This is a genomic window from Treponema brennaborense DSM 12168 (assembly GCF_000212415.1).
Classification (GTDB): domain Bacteria; phylum Spirochaetota; class Spirochaetia; order Treponematales; family Treponemataceae; genus Treponema_F; species Treponema_F brennaborense.
Map to the genome: position 1 here is coordinate 565599 of NC_015500.1, position 17522 is coordinate 583120.

The 17522-nt window shown below is 50.0% G+C and carries 13 protein-coding genes; 11 read left to right on the plus strand and 2 right to left on the minus strand.

From position 1 onward, the window contains the following. The first annotated feature begins 5 nt into the window (after positions 1–5). The 3 genes from TREBR_RS02310 (at position 6) to TREBR_RS02320 (ending at position 3422) form a co-directional block, all read left to right on the plus strand. Positions 6–1016, plus strand: coding sequence for a hypothetical protein (locus tag TREBR_RS02310; RefSeq protein ID WP_013757621.1), 1011 nt, complete (start codon positions 6–8; stop codon positions 1014–1016). Then, positions 1013–1744 carry an HD-GYP domain-containing protein gene (locus TREBR_RS02315; RefSeq protein WP_013757622.1) on the plus strand — a complete coding sequence of 244 codons (732 nt, stop codon included), beginning with the start codon at positions 1013–1015 and terminating at the stop codon, positions 1742–1744. The genes TREBR_RS02310 and TREBR_RS02315 overlap by 4 nt, the downstream gene beginning before the upstream one ends. Before the next feature lie 175 nt (positions 1745–1919). Next, on the plus strand, positions 1920–3422 hold the full coding sequence (locus TREBR_RS02320; RefSeq protein WP_013757623.1) for a potassium/proton antiporter: 1503 nt from the start codon (positions 1920–1922) through the stop codon (positions 3420–3422). A gap of 29 nt (positions 3423–3451) precedes the next feature. Here TREBR_RS02320 and TREBR_RS02325 read toward each other — a convergent pair whose 3' ends face one another. Beyond that, positions 3452–5413: an ATP-binding cassette domain-containing protein gene (locus tag TREBR_RS02325; RefSeq protein WP_013757624.1), complete on the minus strand. Its 1962-nt coding sequence runs from the start codon at positions 5411–5413 to the stop codon at positions 3452–3454. Positions 5414–5512: 99 nt separating this feature from the next. Beyond that, the gene (proB, locus tag TREBR_RS02330; RefSeq protein WP_013757625.1) at positions 5513–6310 is read right to left on the minus strand and encodes a glutamate 5-kinase; all 798 of its coding nucleotides are present in this window, start codon (positions 6308–6310) and stop codon (positions 5513–5515) included. Between the two features lie 91 nt (positions 6311–6401). On the opposite strand from proB, the gene TREBR_RS02335 reads away from it, so the two are divergent. The 8 genes from TREBR_RS02335 to TREBR_RS02370 all read left to right on the plus strand — a co-directional run bounded on the left by TREBR_RS02335 (position 6402) and on the right by TREBR_RS02370 (position 17499). Next, complete coding sequence (locus tag TREBR_RS02335) at positions 6402–7271, plus strand: LysR family transcriptional regulator (RefSeq protein ID WP_013757626.1); 870 nt, start codon at positions 6402–6404, stop codon at positions 7269–7271. Between the two features lie 158 nt (positions 7272–7429). Further along, the gene (locus tag TREBR_RS02340) at positions 7430–8356 is read left to right on the plus strand and encodes a YitT family protein (protein ID WP_245523731.1); all 927 of its coding nucleotides are present in this window, start codon (positions 7430–7432) and stop codon (positions 8354–8356) included. 61 nt (positions 8357–8417) lie between these two features. After that, positions 8418–10151 carry a flavocytochrome c gene (locus tag TREBR_RS02345; protein WP_013757628.1) on the plus strand — a complete coding sequence of 578 codons (1734 nt, stop codon included), beginning with the start codon at positions 8418–8420 and terminating at the stop codon, positions 10149–10151. Positions 10152–10456: 305 nt separating this feature from the next. Beyond that, the gene (locus tag TREBR_RS02350; protein ID WP_013757629.1) at positions 10457–11485 is read left to right on the plus strand and encodes a LacI family DNA-binding transcriptional regulator; all 1029 of its coding nucleotides are present in this window, start codon (positions 10457–10459) and stop codon (positions 11483–11485) included. Positions 11486–11714: 229 nt separating this feature from the next. Continuing rightward, positions 11715–12653 carry an ABC transporter permease gene (locus TREBR_RS02355; RefSeq protein WP_013757630.1) on the plus strand — a complete coding sequence of 313 codons (939 nt, stop codon included), beginning with the start codon at positions 11715–11717 and terminating at the stop codon, positions 12651–12653. A 12-nt stretch (positions 12654–12665) separates the two neighbouring features. Continuing rightward, on the plus strand, positions 12666–13580 hold the full coding sequence (locus tag TREBR_RS02360) for a carbohydrate ABC transporter permease (protein ID WP_013757631.1): 915 nt from the start codon (positions 12666–12668) through the stop codon (positions 13578–13580). 39 nt (positions 13581–13619) lie between these two features. Further along, on the plus strand, positions 13620–15041 hold the full coding sequence (locus TREBR_RS02365; protein ID WP_013757632.1) for an ABC transporter substrate-binding protein: 1422 nt from the start codon (positions 13620–13622) through the stop codon (positions 15039–15041). Positions 15042–15141: 100 nt separating this feature from the next. Continuing rightward, positions 15142–17499, plus strand: coding sequence for a glycoside hydrolase family 38 N-terminal domain-containing protein (locus TREBR_RS02370; RefSeq protein ID WP_013757633.1), 2358 nt, complete (start codon positions 15142–15144; stop codon positions 17497–17499). Positions 17500–17522 lie beyond the last annotated feature (23 nt).

Sequence of the window (17522 nt, forward strand, 5' to 3'; positions counted from 1 at the left end):
GTTTTATGCAGTATTCGTTCATTCATTCCGCCGTACAAATCGTTATTTCAGTACTGGGACTGAGCGGTGCCAGCGGATGTCTGTACTCCGTTTATAAAATGGAACCGTCGCGGGAACAGAATCTTATTATGCTGCTTTCCAGTTTCGTTGCCGTCGTTTGGGTTTCCTGCGTCATATATAACAGCGGAATTTCGGTTGAAGTTGAAATTTTAGGTGTGGAAATACTGATTTTCTGTTCCGGTTTCATTTATGAATTGATAGCGTTCATTTTTTGCAGTATCTGTTCGCTGCGTATTCCCAAAATGTGTTGGGTAATATTGACGTGCGGCAACGTGTTTGAAATTATTTTGGGCTGGGTATTCAAATATAACGGCGTCTATTACGGAGTCAGCACGCTGTTCGGATTTGGCAGTATCGGCAATCTGTTCAAAAGCGATTTTTCGTTAAACTACGATATGCTTATCGTTACGCTCATTATTTATGCGATTGTGTTCAGCGCCTTGTTCGTGTATAAAATCATATCGGATAAAAACCGATCGGTTTTTGAAATACTGCTTTTTTATGTCAGTATCATGTTTTCCGCCGGCATCTATTTTCTTCTGAGATTCTGCTTCAAAAACGTCATTTTACTGACGCCGATCGCGGCCGGACTGCTGATAACCGAATTATCGTTCATATATCTGATTAAAAAAGGTTCGTTATTCGATATTCATAAATTTGCGTTTGAGAAAATCATGCAGACGATAGACGACGGTATTATCATTCTTGACAGTTCGTACACCGTCCGTTATATGAACAATATTGCAAAGCGGGTGTACGATCAGTATATGACGTTCAACAACAGCATGTGCTTTGACAAACAGCAAGTGGACATGCTGATTGCGGATACGGAACAGCAAAAACAGTTCCTGTTTTTGAAAATATTTCCGGAAAATTATCTGAAGTGTAACGATCGGTGCTATTACGAACAGGCGTTCACGCTTGCGGATGAACGCAAAAAAAACGCGGATACGTGATCGTTGCAAAAGACGTTACGATGCATTACCGTGAATACGCCACCGTCATCGATCAAAAAGTTCACTTGGAATACGAAGTCAAAAAACGTACCGAAAAGTTGGCGGAGCGGCAGTGGAAAACGATCTTTGCGTTTTCCGCCATGCTTGAAGAAAAAAGCAATTTTACCGGCGGCCATATCAAGCGAACCAGCGGCTACGTAAGCATTCTTGCCAAAGAACTGCATAAACGCGGCACGTACGGTGAAATAACCGAAGATTACGCCCGATTGCTTGAACAAGTTGCGCCGCTGCACGATATAGGCAAAATAACGGTACCGGATGCGATCCTCGAAAAATGCGGAAAACTTTCCGACGAGGAATTTGAAGTTATCAAGCGGCACGCGCAAAGCGGCGGTGAATTGATTGACCGTAATTTTAAGGAGATCCTTGATCCGCATATTTATGAGATTGCAAAAGAGGTCGCCTATTTTCATCATGAAAAATGGGACGGCAGCGGCTATTTCGGGCTGAGGGGAACGGCGATTCCGCTGTCCGCCCGCATTATGGCGCTTGCGGACGTATTCGACGCGCTCGTTTCCGAACGTCCGTACAAACCGGCGTTCTCCTTATCGGAAGCGTTCGATATTATCGGCCGCGGTCGGTGCAGCGCGTTCGATCCGCTGCTCGTGGACGTGTTTTTCGGCATCCGCAAAGATATTGAAATGTTTTACGCGCAGTGTTCCGCATGATATGCGTTTGTTAATTTTACGTTAAAAAAAACAGGAGGCGGCGGGGATATATTAAAAAACTCATATTTATTTTATAATATGATCACCCGCTACAATAAAGCCTCGTTCTGACGTTTCAGTTCGCACAGGCGTGTTACGGAAAAATCCAATTCTCTACGGTTCAGGAGGAATTGCCATGTCCGCCCCCCTTTTGCTCGTTTTCGGTATACTGATCGTTGCCGGTACGTTCGCTTCAAAAATCAGTTCCCGCTCGGGAATTCCGGTGCTGCTGATATTTCTTGCAATCGGTATGATAGCCGGAAGCGACGTTCTGAATCTGATTTATTTTGACAATTACGAGATTGCGCGCGATCTTGCAAACTTTGCGCTGATGTTCATTTTGTTCGACAGCGGCTTTAATACGAAACGCGCCAATCTGAAAAAATATTTCGGCCCGTCGCTGACGCTCGCGACGGTCGGTATTATCGTAACGGCGCTCTGTCTGGGCGTGCTGATTCATTTTCTGCTCAAAATGGACTGGCTGTATTCGTTCCTGATAGGTTCCATTATTTCTTCTACGGACGCGGCCGCCGTCATGACCATTATGCGCGAACGTCCGGTAAAAAGTCACGTATCTTCCACGCTCGAAATCGAATCCGCCGCGAACGATCCGATGGCAATTCTGCTGACGCTTTTTATGGTCAATTTGGTGCAGAACGCGGGCAGCGCCGCCCCGTCCGATTATCTGCTGTTCGTTGCGCGGCTGGCATGGCAGTTCGGCGGCGGAATTCTTACCGGATTCGTGCTGAGTAAAGTCGCAGTGTGGCTGTTCAATCATTTCGGCAGCGGAAATCAGGCGATGTTTTACGTTTTATACGTCGGATCCGTGCTGTCCATTTACAGTACGGCGGATATTATGGGGGCGAACGGTACGATCGCCGTCTTTTTTGCCGGATACTGGATGGGCAATACAGATTTCGTGTTCCGCCGCGGCGTTTCACATTTCATATCCGGCGTTTCCTCGTTTGCGAACATGTTCGTGTTTTTGCTGCTCGGTATATTGGTTTTTCCCCGTTCCGTTGCCGGCGTTTGGCAGGAAGGTTTGATTCTTGCCGCGGCGCTGATTTTTATCGCCCGGCCGGTTACGGTGTTTTTGTGTACGGCTCCGTTCCGGTTTTCGTTCAAAGACCGTCTGTTCATTTCCTGGGGCGGACTTAAAGGTGCGGTGCCGGTCGTGCTTGCAACGTATCCGGCTGCGTTCGGACTTGACCCGGATTCGCTGATTTTTAACATCGTGTTTTTCGTCGTAGCGCTTTCCTGTCTGCTGCAGGGTACGACGCTGTCGTTTTTAGCGGAAAAGCTTGGCCTGTCCGTTTCAAAGCAGGTACATTCGCCGTATTCGCTGGAGTTGTTCGCTCTGGATAAAACGGAGTTCGACGTAGTCGACGTGCAGATTCACGAAGATTCGCCGTGGAGCGGTAAACGCCTCGCAGAGCTTTCCCTGCCGGAAGATATCGTCGTGTCGTCTATGGTGCGCGACGGAAAAATCCTGTCACCGCGGGGCAACACGTTGATACATAACGACGATATCCTGTTCATTATGGGAAGTCCCGACCGTATCGAGCAGGTAGTGGCCGGCGGCGGAGCGGAAACGACCGTCGCCGAACTTCACGACGGTCGCGCGGAAGATACGCCGTAACGGCGCGTGTTTGCCGAAACGCCGCGCGGTCAGTTTTCGCCCAGAATACCGAGTTCTTCCCAGCGCGCGTATTTCGCTTCAAGCGCGGCCGTGAGTTCGCGGTATTCCGCGCTTAAATCGCCCATTTTACCGTAGTCGGTTTCGCCGCCGGAAAGCAGCGCTTCAAGCGTTTTTTTGCGCTCTTCCGCACTCATTATGTCCGCTTCAAGCGCTTCAAATTCCCTTTGTTCCTTATAGGTCCGGCGTTTCACGGCGCGCGGCGTGCCGTCCGCGTTTTGAGCCGCGGACGCGTTATTTTCGGTTTTTGCGGCGGTTTGTTCTGCCTTCGTCCGTTTTTCTTTTTCCTGCGCGCTTCGTTCGGTTTCTTTGCGGTGCGCTATGTATTCCGAGCAGGAGCCGACGAAGCCGGACACGCCGCCGCTGCCGTCAAGAATCAGCAGCGTGTCCGCCGTTTTGTCCATAAAACAGCGGTCGTGCGACACGACGACCAGACATCCGCTGTACGTCTCCAAAAAAGATTCAAGCGCCGACATGGTAAATATGTCGAAATCGTTCGTCGGTTCGTCGAGCACGAGAAAATTCGGATTCATCATGAGCAGCCGCACCAAATAGAGGCGTTTGCGTTCGCCGCCTGAGAGCGCGGTTACCGGCGAATACTGGATTTTGCCTTCAAAACCGAACAGTTCCAGCATTTTTGCGGCGGAAAGCGTTTTTCCGTTGTTCATGGTGATGACTTCCGCCGTTTCAAGGATATATTCGAGTACCGTGGGCGCGTCGCTTTCGGGAGCAGGATCGGCGAGTACCGGATTTTGCAGATAATAAGCGAATACGGTGTTTTCGCCTTTGGTAACCGTCCCGGTATCGGGGGCGATCGTTCCCGTCAATATGTTGAGCAGCGTCGTTTTTCCCGCGCCGTTTTCGCCGAATATACCGAGTTTTTCGCCTTTTTTGAATACGTATGAAAAATCCGAAACGACCGTGCGCGGCGTACCGTCGGCCGAGCGCCACGTTTTGCTCACCTGATCGAGTTCAAGAATTTTACCGCCGAGGCGCCGCCCGGTGGTTTCAAACGTAAAGCCTTTATCCTGCGCAAACTTTTCACGGTTGATGAGCCGATGTATCGCGTCCACGCGGGCGCGGGCTTTGGTTCCGCGCGCCTGCGGACCGCGCAGCAGCCATTCCCGTTCCGTTCTCAGCACCGATTCGATACGGCGCTCCGTGTTCGCCTCTATTTGCGCTTCGGTTTCCTTTTTTTCAAGATATTGTGAATAATTGCCGCTGTACAGTTTCAATCGTGCGCGCGCCAACTCGTAAATGGACGAACAGACGTTGTCCAGAAAATACCGGTCGTGCGTTACCATAAGCACCGCGCGGTTCGTCGTGCGTAAATATTCCTCGAGCCAGGCGATAGCCGAAATGTCCAAGTGGTTCGTCGGTTCGTCGAGCAGCAGTAATTTGGTGTCGTCGATGAGCACTTGCGCGAGGGCGACTTTTTTGACCATACCGCCCGAAAGCGTTCCCATCGTACGGTCGAGCTCCGTTATGCCGAGCGTCGACAGCACCTGTTTTACGTGCGTTTCGTAATTCCACAGATCGCGGTCGGTCATCTGTTCAGTCAGCGCGTCGAACCGGAGCCGCTGCGCCGCCGTCAGTCCCGCCGCATCGGACAGTGCGCCGCACGACTGTTCGTATTCGCGGATAACGGCGAGTTTGCTGCTTTCCGACTTGAAAATATGCTCCCGGATCGTGTCGTCCGCGTTGAATTGCGGATTTTGCGGCAGAAACGACACGCCGCAGTTTTTAGCCGTTACGACGGAACCGTCGTCCGGCGCGAGTTTGCCCGCGATGCAATTGAGCAGCGTACTTTTGCCGCACCCGTTTTTACCGATGAGAGCGGCTTTTTCGCCCTCGTCGAGACCGAACGTAACGCCGGTGAACAGCGGCTGTTCGCGCCCCATTTTTGCAAGTTCTTTTACGGAAAGCAGATTCATACCGCGCAGTATATCCGATTTTAGAAGTTTTGTCTGTGCCGTGCGGCATTTGCCGCTGCCGGTTTACGAACGCCGGCAAAAAACGACAGGGAAACGCGATTATCCGGTAAATACCGTTCCGATATTTTTTCCGCCAACGATTTCATACAGTTCCGTAATTCTTTTACCGTTCGTGATGATCGTATCGATTCCTTGTGCCGCCGCCAATGACGCGGCTTGAATCTTTGTCCGCATACCGCCGGTTCCTCTTCGTGAACCGGCTCCTCCGGCGAGCGAATAAATGCGGTCGTCGATCTTATCCACTTTTTCGATACGTTTCGCGTCCGCATACAAACGGGGATCTTTATCGTAAAAGCCGTCTATATCGGAAAAAATAATCAGTTTATCCGCTTTGCAAAGAACCGCGACTACGGCGGAAAGCATGTCGTTGTCGCCGAACAGCCGTTCGTGCGATTCTATTTCGGTATAGCTGACCGAATCGTTCTCATTCACGACGGGAATTACGCCTGTTTCCAACAATGCATTAAACGTGTTCATCAGGTTTTCTTTTTTTTCTTCCTGCTGAATATCTTCCGCATTCAAAAGGATTTGAGCGATGGTTTTATCGTAATCGCTGAAAAACTTGTCGTACAAATACATAATGCTGCATTGGCCGACTGCCGCCGCAGCTTGTTTTGAAGCCATTGCGGTCGGATTTTCGATGGTAATTTTATTTTTTCCGACGGCAATTGCTCCGGACGTAACGAGTATCACGTCGTAACCTCTGTTGCTTATATCCGAAAGAGCGTATGCAATCTTATCAAAAGAGCGCAAGTCGCTTTTTCCGTTTTCATTCGTCAACGTTGATGTTCCGACTTTTACGACGATTCGATACCGCTTGTTTTTTCTTTCACACATGGTAGAAAAAATATACAATATTCTTTATGATGATAAAAGCGAATATTTGTAATAGATATCATTACAATAACGCATGATAAGGTTATAATTTATGGATTCAATGAACCTGCAGAAATACAAAACGTTCATAAAAACCGTCGAATGCGGCAGTTTTACCAAGGCGGCCGGCCTGCTCAATTATTCTCAATCGGCTGTAAGCAGAATGATAGATGATCTGGAAAAGGAATGGCAGGTTTCGTTGTTGGAAAGAAGCAGAAAAGGCGTTAAACTTACTTCCGACGGGATGAAACTGCTGCCGTATGCAAGAAAAGTTTGTGATGAATACGATAATCTGCAGGCTGCCATTGATGAAGTTACCGGTTTGCAGTCGGGATTAATCCGTATCGGAACTTTTTCAAGCGTCGCGACGCATCGGCTGCCTCGGATCATAAAAAAATTTCGGAAAGATTATCCTAATATAGAATATGAATTGCTGCTTGGAGATTACTACGAAACGGAAAGTTGGATTATGGATGGCCGTGTTGACTGCGGTTTTTTATTGGAACCGACGGCGACGGATTTTGAGGTTATTTCTTTGGAAACGGATCGGCTGCTTGCCGTGCTGCCTGCAAAGCATCCGCTGGCAAACTGCCGGAAATTTCCCGTAAAAGCGCTTTGTGATGATCCGTTTCTGCTGCTTGAAAAAGGCGGAAAATGCGAAGTAAGGGATTTTCTGGAAAAAAACGGAATATCGCCTAAAATAAGTTTTACTACCTGGGACGACTATGCGATAATGGCCATGGTGGAAAACGACTTCGGAATCAGTATATTGCCGGAGTTAATATTGGAACGGAATCCGTATAACATAGTTACGAAAGAATTGGATATTCCGGCTTTCCGGAAAATCTGTTTTGCTTTCAGAAATAACGGAACGACTTCCGTCGCCGTAAAAAAGTTTACGGAGTATTTGTCGTGCAGATAAAGCCGCAGGTTGCCGCTCGGCCCGCAGGCTGCAGGTGACGGCCGTGGGTGACGGTTGACGGCTGCAGGTTCCCGCTCGGCCCGCAGGCTGCAGGTGACGGCCGCATCGGATTTATCGGAGTATTTGCCCAAAGTGCCGAAGTACGGTATACTTCGGGCATGACGTTAAAAAAACCGGCAGCGCCGCCGCCCGTCTGCGGTACCGATTCACCGCCACGGTCGCCGGCAAAGCCGCTGCTTATGAATCCTTTTATCCGTTTTGCTCTGGTATTGCTTGCCGCCGTTTTGATGGCAGTCAACGTGAATTCGTTCGTGCACAGTGCGGGCCTGTTTCCCGGCGGCTTTATGGGGCTGACGCTGCTTATTCAGGAAATCGGAAAACGGTTTTTCAATCTGGCCATTCCGTTCACGCCGATAAATCTGGTGCTGAACGCCGTCCCCATCGTGATCAGTTTCCGTTTTATCGGCCGTAAATTCACCGTGTATTCCTGCGTTATGATCGTGATTACGGCGTTTTTGACCGATCTGATTCCGGCGTTTCCGGTTACGGACGACGTCCTGTTGTCGGCCGTGTTCGGCGGACTCGTGAACGCGTGCGCTATCAGCTTGTGCCTGTTCGCGGGAGCAACGAGCGGCGGCACGGATTTCGTCGCCATTTTCATCTCCGAACGGTACGGCCGGGACGCGTGGAATTATATCCTCGTATTCAACATCGTCGTCCTGACCGCCGCGGGAATTCTGTTCGGCTGGAATAAAGCGCTGTATTCCATCATTTTTCAGTTTACGGCGACGCAGACGCTGCAAGTTCTGTACCGTCGGTATCAGAAAACGACGCTGCTCATCATCACCGACAACGCGGAGTCCCTATATAAAATTATCCGCGAAGAAACGCATCACGACGCTACCGTTTTTAACGGAACGGGATGCTACGGCAAAACCGATAAAACCATGCTGTATTCCGTTATTTCGGGAGACGAAGCGCGGAAATTGGTTCCCAAAATTCGCCGCTGTGATCCGGCGGCGTTCATAAACGTGCTCAAATCGGAACAGATAAAAGGCCGATTTTATAATCGCCCCAAAGATTGATGCTCCCGCGTGCGGAGCCGCTTTGAGGCGGATAAAAATAATATCCATATTGGGAGGTACTATGAACCGAATTGGAAAATTTGTTGCCGCGTTCGCCGCGGCAGTCCTTCTTGTCGTTGCGGCAGGATGCAGCTCGAAAGACGCGTATAAACCCGGTGTTTATTCAGCGACAGCCGACGGAAACAACGGTCCTATCGCGGTTGAAGTGACGGTCAGTAAATCGAAAATCGAATCCGTCAAAATAACCGAAAGCAGCGAGTCCGATTTTACGTCCGGTGCGGTCGATTCGATTATTGCGAAGGTAATCGCGGCCAACGGAACCGCCGGTATCGACGCCGTCAGCGGCGCTACGTATACGTCGAACGGCCTGCTCGCCGCTATCAACGCCGCCGTGGCTCAGGCTGCGACCGGCGCCGCCGTCAGCGGTAACGCGTCCGCACAGACGAAAGCCGAGGACGCAAGCTGCGACATCGTCATCATCGGAGCCGGCGGCGCGGGATTGTCCGCAGCTACCGAAGCCGCTTCAAAAGGTGCGAAAGTCATCGTCGTTGAAAAAATGCCGATCATCGGCGGCAACACGAACTACGCTACCGGCGGTTTGAACGCTTCCGAAACGTCCGTCCAGAAAAAATTGGGCATTGAAGATTCAAACGAAGTGTTTTACAACGACACCATGACCGGCGGTAAAAACCTGAACGACCCGGCGCTCGTCCGTGAAATGGTAGAACAGTCGGCAGAAACCGTCGACTGGCTTATCGGCCTCGGCGCGGACTTGTCCGACGTCGGTAAAATGGCCGGTTCCACCAACAAACGCACGCACCGTCCGCAAGGCGGCGCCGCCGTCGGTAGCCATCTGACGCAGGTGCTTACCGCTGCCGTTAAAAAAGCGGGAGTCGATCTGCGGCTCGAAACGAAAGCGACGGAAATCCTGTCCAAAGACGGCGCTGCGGCCGGAATTAAAGTTTCAAGTCCCGCCGGTGATTATACGATCAATGCGAAAGCCGTTGTCGTTACGACCGGCGGATTCGGCGCGAATCCCGAGCTTGTCGTTGCGTATAAACCTTCGCTTGCCGGTTTCGGGACGACCAATCACCCCGGAGCGACCGGCGACGCGATCAAACTGGTAACGCCGTTCAGCGCCGCGTTCGTCGATATGGATCAGATTCAAACGCATCCGACCGTCGTTCCCGTCAAAAACACCATGATCACCGAAGCCGTCCGCGGCAACGGAGCCATTATGGTTAACCGTGAAGGCAAACGTTTTTCTTCCGAATTGGCGACGCGCGACGTCATGTCCGAAGCGATTCTGAACCAAACCGGAAAAACCGCCTACCTCGTATTCGATCATGGCGTGCGTGAATCGCTGTCCGCGATCGAATCTTACGTAAAACAGGGATTGCTCACCACCGCCGACACCCCCGAAGCGCTTGCCGGTGCGCTCGGCATAGATCCGACTGCGTTTGCCGCAACGATCGCTTCGTACAATAAAGCCGTCGCGGATAAAAAAGACGCGGAATTCGGCCGCAACGACCTGCCGCGCGCTTTGGACAAAGGTCCGTACTACGCCGTTGAAGTGGGCCCCGCCGTTCACCACACGATGGGCGGACTCAAAATCAATCCCGCCGCGGAAGTTCTCAATACGTCCGGCGCCGTTATTCCCGGACTGTTCGCCGCAGGTGAAGTAACCGGCGGCGTGCACGGTGCGAACCGCCTCGGCGGCAACGCCGTTGCAGACATCACCGTGTTCGGAAAAATCGCGGGCGACAACGCCGCCCGTTACGCCGTCAGCCGCTGACGCTCCGCCGTCAGGGCTGGCGCTTTTGATAAGCCGCTTGACAAGCCGCTGACGCTCCGCCGTCAGCGACGTCTTGCGTGAGCGGTGCGCTCGGTTATTTCGGGCGCATCGCTCCGTTCCGGCCGGTTTTCCTCGCGCCGTGTGCTTCAGGGTTCCGGTATTTGGGTTATATGCATCGTTTTGCGGACTTCGGTTTTCGCCTGTATCATAAAAGTAACTGCCATCGTAAAATAACTGTACTTTATTTACATTTTGAAGTAAAATGAACGATACCGTAAGAAAATAACGGAAAGGCTGATTCACCGATGGCTAGAATAACGATGCAGGATATTGCTGACGAGTTGGGAGTTTCCCGTATCAGCGTATGGAAAGTATTCAACAATGTCGACACTGTTTCTCCTGTGCTGAAAAGTCGTATACTTGATAAGGCCTCCGAACTCGGCTACGTCAAAGCTGCGCAGCTTGCCGAGTCCCGTTTGTGCGGCGGAGAAACGAACGTAGCCGTCGTTGTGAGCCGTCCCGAGTCTTCAACGTTTTGGTCGACGATAATACACAGCATGGCGGAAACTTTTTCATGTGAAAAAGTCAATCTGCTTTACGTGTACGTTCCTTCCCGATATTCCGCGGATTTCGTGTTTCCGGAAATATTGCGGCATCATATGGTAGACGGAATCGTAGTGATCAACGTATATGATACGGAAATTCTCGATATGCTTAACGCGCTTCCCATGGCGAAAGTTTTTTTGGATATCACGACGGATTATCCGTTTCTGCGTCTGAAAGGCGATCTCGTTTTACTTGAAGGAAAACAGACGGTAAAATTGATTACCGGAGATCTGATCCGAAACGGATGTACCCGAATCGGTTTTATCGGAGACATAAAATACGCGCTGACCAATAAATTGCGCTACGAAGGCTATACCGCTGCCATAACGGAAGCCGGGCTGGTGTGCGAAAATGACTATCTTTTTTATGATAAAATAGGGATAAACGAATACTATGCGTCCATATCGGATTATTTGGATTCGGTAACTTCTTTTCCCGACGCGTACGTGTGCGTTTCCGATTTCGTTGCGCATTTTATTTACCGCTATTTTCTTGAACACCCCCGAAGATTGAAAAATCCGCTCGTCGTTACCGGGTACGACGGCAGTTTTGAATATCCGGCCGTCGCCGATTCCATCACTACGGCCCGCGTCGATACTCGTAAAATCGGAAAACTGCTTGCCGATAGGATCTGCTACAGAATAAAAAATCCGTCCATGCCGAAAGAAATATCGTACGTTTTTCCGGAAGTCATACTGAAAGACAGTTGTCTGACGCCCGTCATCTGAGTTCCGGAATTATAAGACACGGAAATCTCTTTTAATATCTCCTCCCGTTCGCACGTTTTCAGTCAATATGAATGCGCCTGATTCGGTGTATCCGTTCCGAATTCGCAAAAAAACTTCTGATTTTATAAAATGTTAAATTTAATATAAAAAAAAGTTTATTTTAATTAAATATTTTTGTTGCAAATTTAACAATGTGATATATACTGAAAAGTGAAGGAGATTCTGCTGCATGAAAAACAGGAAATCGCGCTGGACAAAAGACGATACGGAACTGACGTTTTTGTGCTTTCCGACGCTCGTTTGGTATTTTCTTTTCAGTTACCTTCCTATGTTCGGTATCGTTATCGCTTTTAAAAATTACCGGGTGTCGCCGGGGCACGGATTCATTTACAGTTTATTTCACAGTAAAACCGTGTGGTTCGATAATTTCAAATTTTTTATTACCAGTCCCGATTTTCCGATACTGTTGCGCAATACGTTCCTGTATAATTCTGCGTTTATCGTTCTCGGAATTATCATTCCCGTAGCTTTGGCAATTATTCTGACCAATATCCATTCGGGTTTTAAAAGCAAATGTTATCAAACGCTTATGTTTTTTCCCCATTTTATGAGTTGGGTCGTCGTCAGCTATTTCGTATACGCGTTTTTGAGTCCCGATAAAGGCTTTTTGAATATGGTTTTGGCTGCTTCGGGAAAACAGACGATCAATTGGTACGCGGATGCGCGCTATTGGCCGGTCATTCTGATATTTATGAATTTATGGAAAACGACCGGATATACTATGGTCGTGTATCTTGCGGCGATAACCGGCGTGGACGGAACGATGTATGAAGCCGCCGTAATCGACGGTGCGACGAAATGGCAGCAAACGAAGCGGATTACCATTCCGTCAATCCTGCCGATCATCATCATGATGTTCCTTTTGAATGTCGGTAAGATTTTCTATTCGGACTTCGGGCTTTTTTATCAGATTACGCAGCGGGTTCCGCAGCCGCTGTACGGCGTCGCTTCAACGTTCGACACGTACATTTACAATGCCATCCAATCCGGTATTCCGCTCGGACTGAATGCGGCGGCGACTTTCTTTCAATCGATTGCCTGTTGTATTACCGTTATGCTCGCCAACGCGGTCGTCAAGCGTATCGATCCCGACAGTGCGATAATTTGAGTGAGGTTCCGTATGCAAAAAAAGCTTTCCGTCTATGAATATAACAGTATAAGCAAACCGGTCGATTTTCTGTACAATGTGATTCTGTCGCTGTGTGCGCTGATATGCATCGTTCCGGTGATTTTCGTATTCATGATAAGCATCACCGGCAACGACAGCCTGATGAGAAACGGGTACCAGTTCATACCGTCGTCGGTATCGCCCGAAGCGTATCTGTTCCTTTGGAATGAAAAAAGTACCATTGCGCACTCCTTTTTGATTTCGGTTCTCGTTACCGGCAGCGGCTGCGTGATCGGCCTTGTGCTCACTACGACGATGGGCTACGTCATGAGCCGCCCCGCTTACCGTCTGAAGAAGTTCGTTATGTGGGTCGTGTTTATCCCCATGATATTCAACGGCGGCATGTTTTCATCGTACGTCGTCAATACGCAGTTGCTGCATTTGCGGAATTCGATTTGGGCTTTGATTCTTCCGATCGCCGTTTCGTCTTTCAACGTGATCATTGCCCGGACGTTTTTCAGAACCGGCATTCCCGATTCCCTTATCGAATCGGCGAAACTCGACGGAGCCAGTCAGCTTTCGATTTTTACCCGAATCGTTTTACCCGTTTCGACGCCGCTTTTGGCGACTATCGGTATTTTTCTGGCGTTCGGATATTGGAACGATTGGTTTTTATCAAGTTTGTATATCAACGATACGTCGCTTATTTCACTGCAGGCATTGCTGGACAACATACTTAAAAATATCCAGTTTATTACCAATAATCCGTCTATCGGCGTCTCTTTGGAACAATACCGGGCAAATATGCCGACCGAGTCGGTGCGTATGGCGATCGCCGTCGTAATCGTCGTGCCGATTGCGTGCGCGTATCCTTTTTTTCAGCGTTATTTTATAAAAGGTCTCACCGTCGGTGCGATAAAAGGTTGATGGGTTCCGTCGGGAACTTAAAATACACAGGAGGTATACATGAAAAAGGTTTTGAGGACTTGCGCAGCCTTTCTTTGCGCGGCACTGATTGCTGCCGCCGTTTTTGCGGCGGGAGGAAAAGACTCCGGCAGCGGCAACGGCGCCGTTCCCACCGTGAAATGGGTTTTGATCGGAAACGGAATGCCTGACAATTACGACGCGTGGATCGCTTCCGTGAATACCTATCTTGAGCGGAAACTCGGCTGCCGTCTTGCGGTTGAAGTGATTTCATGGGGAAACTGGAACACCAGAAGAAACGTCATTATCAACACGAACGAACCGTTCGATATCATTTTTACGGATGAAAATACGTTCGTAAAGGACGTCGCGCTCGGTGCGTACGCGGATTTGACCCCGTATTTGGAACAGCGGCGCGCCCTGACAGATTTCATTCCGGCCGACTATTTCCGCGCGACGACGATAAAAGGCAAAGTATACGGTATTCCGACGTATAAAGATTCTTCGGCAACCTATTATTTCGTCTGGGACAAAGCGATTACCGACAAATACGGCGTTCCGTATGAAACCCTCGACACGCTTGAGAAAATTGAACCGTACGCGGAAAAAATTCGCGCCGGTGAAGGAAAACCCGTGCGCATTTTGGCGAACGACGCACCTACCATTTTCTGGTACGACCCGATCGGAACGGGACTGACCGCGATGGGCGTTGACATTCACGACAAGACGCGGACGGTCGTACCCGTGTTCGAGCAGGCCGATGTGATGAATCATCTGCGGACGCTGCATCGCTGGTACAAAAAGGGGCTGGTCAATGCCGACGCGGCGACGCTCCCCGAAGCGCCGCAATATATGCCGTTAAAAGTCGCTCAGGGCTGGCCGTTCGCCGCCGTAACGACCTGGGGACCGCAAATGGGATGCGAAGCAGTCGTCTGCCAGTACGGTGAAACCATTTTGTCCAATTCGACGGTTCTGGGTTCCGTAAACGCCATCAGCGCGTCGAGCAAACATATCGATAAAGCGCTTGCCGTTCTTGAACTTGCAAATACCGACACCCGTTTCCGCGACATGCTCTATTACGGACTTGAAGGTACGGATTTTACGTATACGGACGATAAAAAAGTCCACAAAATCAACAACAGTTGGCCGATTCCCGGTTACTGTCAGGCGTCGTTTTTTACCGTAAGCCAGCAGGATACCGAAACGTACAATCAGTGGGATGAAGTGCGGAAACTGAACGAACAGGCAATACCGTCGGCAATGCTCGGATTTTCCATGGATATCACGCCGGTCGAAAACCAAGTTATCAACTGTAAGAATATCTGGATGAAATATAAACAGCAGCTTTTGACCGGCGCCGTCGACCCGGACGTATACGTTCCGCAGATGATGAAAGAAATGCGGAACGCCGGCTTCGACCGGATTATCAGCGAAGCGCAAAAACAGATCAAGGCGTATTTCTGATTCGTGCGGAACGTTGCATATCCCGCCGGTCTGCGGCGGGGTATGCCGATTCGATCGTGCGGGGCAAAAAATAATTTCCGGTAAAAAGGCGGAATCTCTTATGGTAAAGAACATATATTTGGTACATCACAGTCACACGGATATCGGCTACACCGATTATCAGGAAAAAATCGTTTTCAACCACGTTGCGTTTATCCGCGATTTGCCGAATACCGTGAACGATGATTTCAAGTGGAACTGTGAAACGCTGTTCTGCGTTGAACGGTTTCTGAAAGAAGCGGATGAAAACGAAAAAAAAGAATTCTTCAGGCTGGTCAAAGAAGATAAAATCGGACTTTCCGCTACGTATCTGAATTTTACCGATTTGGCGGACGTTCCCCATCTGACGGCCAGAGTCCGCCGCATACTGTCCGAACTTGCGGAAAACGGCGTTACGGTACGCACGGCGATGTTCTGCGACATCAACGGAATCTCTTTGGGCTCATTGGACAGTTACCTTGATTCGGGAATCGAGTTTCTGTTCACGAACGTGCATTGTCATCACGGCATGTATCCGCTTTTCCGGAATCAGCAGCCGTTTTTTTGGAAGAGCATGAAAAGCGGCCGTTCCCTGCTCGTATGGAACGGCGAACATTATAATTTGGGCAACGCGCTCGGTTTTACCTGTACGAAACGGGCGAATTTCATGACCGAAAACTATTTCGGTTCGCGGCATTTCGATGACGCCGTAAAAAACTGCACTGCAAACGTAAAACGGTATATCGCCGAATTGGAAGAATCCGGATACGACAAAGATTTTCTTATTTCCGCCGTTTCCGGTGTTTTTTCGGATAACGCTCCGCCGAATCCCGAAATCGCCGCCATCGCCAAGGGCGTTGAAACCGAATTGGGAACCGGTTTTTCCGTAAAAATGGTTACGCTCGCCCAACTGTATTCGCTGATACAAGACGACTGCCGGAACGCGCCGGTTTATACAGGCGATTTTACCGATTGGTGGAGCTTCGGCGTCGGCTCGAACCCGTACGCAACCAAGCACTATCTTGAGGCGGTGCGGACGCAGCGGAAAGCCGAACTTTTCGGAGCGGAAGGCGTCCTTTCTCCGGCGCTGAACGACGCCTACGTCGACAACGCGCTTTTATACGCGGAACACACGTTCGGCCATTCCGCCACCGTTACGGATCCGTCCGAAACGATGGTGCAGAATCTGGAATTCAGAAAAAGCAGCTACGCTTCGCGCGCTAACGAAGCCGCCAATATGAATCTGCTGCGGGTGTACGGAAGTTTGCACGACAGCTGCACGTATTATGACCGGGACGGCCGTATCCGCGTACTGCATAAAGGCAACGGCGGGCTCGTGCCGATTTCGTTTTATATCGAGTGCTGGCCGTACGAACTGTTTGAAGTTGTCGATGAACGAACCGGACGAAAAATGGAAACGCAAGTTTCAAAACATCCGCGCGGCGCACTCGTATCCTTTTACGACACCTTTGCACACGGGGAAGAAAAACGCTATCGGTATGCGGAAATTCCTCTGCCAGCCGTGCAAATCAACACCCGGCACGCATACTGCGGTTCGGAACGGGTAAGGGATATCGTCAACGAATACGATCCGGTTACGTATACGCTGCCGTATCAGATAGACAGCCCGTATTTTCGCATCACTTTTTCCGTCGGCGGCGGAATCACCGGCGTTTACGACCGTGTACACGACAGGGAATTGCTTTCGGACGGAGACTATGCGCTTTTTAATCCGGTATACGAAGTAACGGAAGGCGAAACGGATTTGTACGAACAACGGCGGCTTCTCGGCCGGAACATTCGCGGGCTCCGGTCAAAACGGTACACCGCCGTCGTAACCGGTGTTACGGAAGTCGAACGGGGAGCGGTTTTTAACAAAACGGTTCTTTCGATGGAACTGTACGGTCTGAAAAAACTCGATATGGTGTTGAAACTGTACACGAACATTCCCAAAATCGAGGTAACCTTGAAAGTGTACAAAAATTTGTGTCTCGACGCGGAATCCCTGTTTTTGCCGCTTACGTTGCGCCAAATGAAGTCGCTGTATTTTAATAAAGGCGGAGCGTATTTCCGTCCCGGAGTCGAACAGATTCCGGGCAGCTGTATGGAATATTATCTGCTGACCGACGGCTTGGTTTACGAAGCTGCCGATACGAAATACGCGATCGGCCTGCCGGACGCTCCGCTGGTTTATACCGGTGAAATGAAACATCACCCGGTCAGACTTTGCCGGAACCTCCCGGAAGATAACCTGCGGCCGCTTTATTCGTGGATCATGAACAACAATTGGGAAACCAATTTTCCGCTTTCGCTGGCGGGCATTACGGAGTTCCGGTATACGCTCACTCAGTGCGACGCGGCGCTGCCGGACGTTTTTGCGTATCTGAACACGGATTCTCTTGAAACGGCGGTGATAATGGAAAAAAATCAGCGCGGGTAACAGCGCCGCCCGTTACGCTATCG

Coding starts and splice junctions, on each gene's coding strand:
- TREBR_RS02310 (WP_013757621.1), top strand. CDS start 6: ATGCAGTATTCGTTCATTCATTCCGCCGTACAAATCGTTATTTCAGTA.
- TREBR_RS02320 (WP_013757623.1), top strand. CDS start 1,920: ATGTCCGCCCCCCTTTTGCTCGTTTTCGGTATACTGATCGTTGCCGGT.
- TREBR_RS02325 (WP_013757624.1), bottom strand. CDS start 5,413: ATGAATCTGCTTTCCGTAAAAGAACTTGCAAAAATGGGGCGCGAACAG.
- proB (WP_013757625.1), bottom strand. CDS start 6,310: ATGTGTGAAAGAAAAAACAAGCGGTATCGAATCGTCGTAAAAGTCGGA.
- TREBR_RS02335 (WP_013757626.1), top strand. CDS start 6,402: ATGGATTCAATGAACCTGCAGAAATACAAAACGTTCATAAAAACCGTC.
- TREBR_RS02340 (WP_245523731.1), top strand. CDS start 7,430: ATGACGTTAAAAAAACCGGCAGCGCCGCCGCCCGTCTGCGGTACCGAT.
- TREBR_RS02345 (WP_013757628.1), top strand. CDS start 8,418: ATGAACCGAATTGGAAAATTTGTTGCCGCGTTCGCCGCGGCAGTCCTT.
- TREBR_RS02350 (WP_013757629.1), top strand. CDS start 10,457: ATGGCTAGAATAACGATGCAGGATATTGCTGACGAGTTGGGAGTTTCC.
- TREBR_RS02355 (WP_013757630.1), top strand. CDS start 11,715: ATGAAAAACAGGAAATCGCGCTGGACAAAAGACGATACGGAACTGACG.
- TREBR_RS02360 (WP_013757631.1), top strand. CDS start 12,666: ATGCAAAAAAAGCTTTCCGTCTATGAATATAACAGTATAAGCAAACCG.
- TREBR_RS02365 (WP_013757632.1), top strand. CDS start 13,620: ATGAAAAAGGTTTTGAGGACTTGCGCAGCCTTTCTTTGCGCGGCACTG.
- TREBR_RS02370 (WP_013757633.1), top strand. CDS start 15,142: ATGGTAAAGAACATATATTTGGTACATCACAGTCACACGGATATCGGC.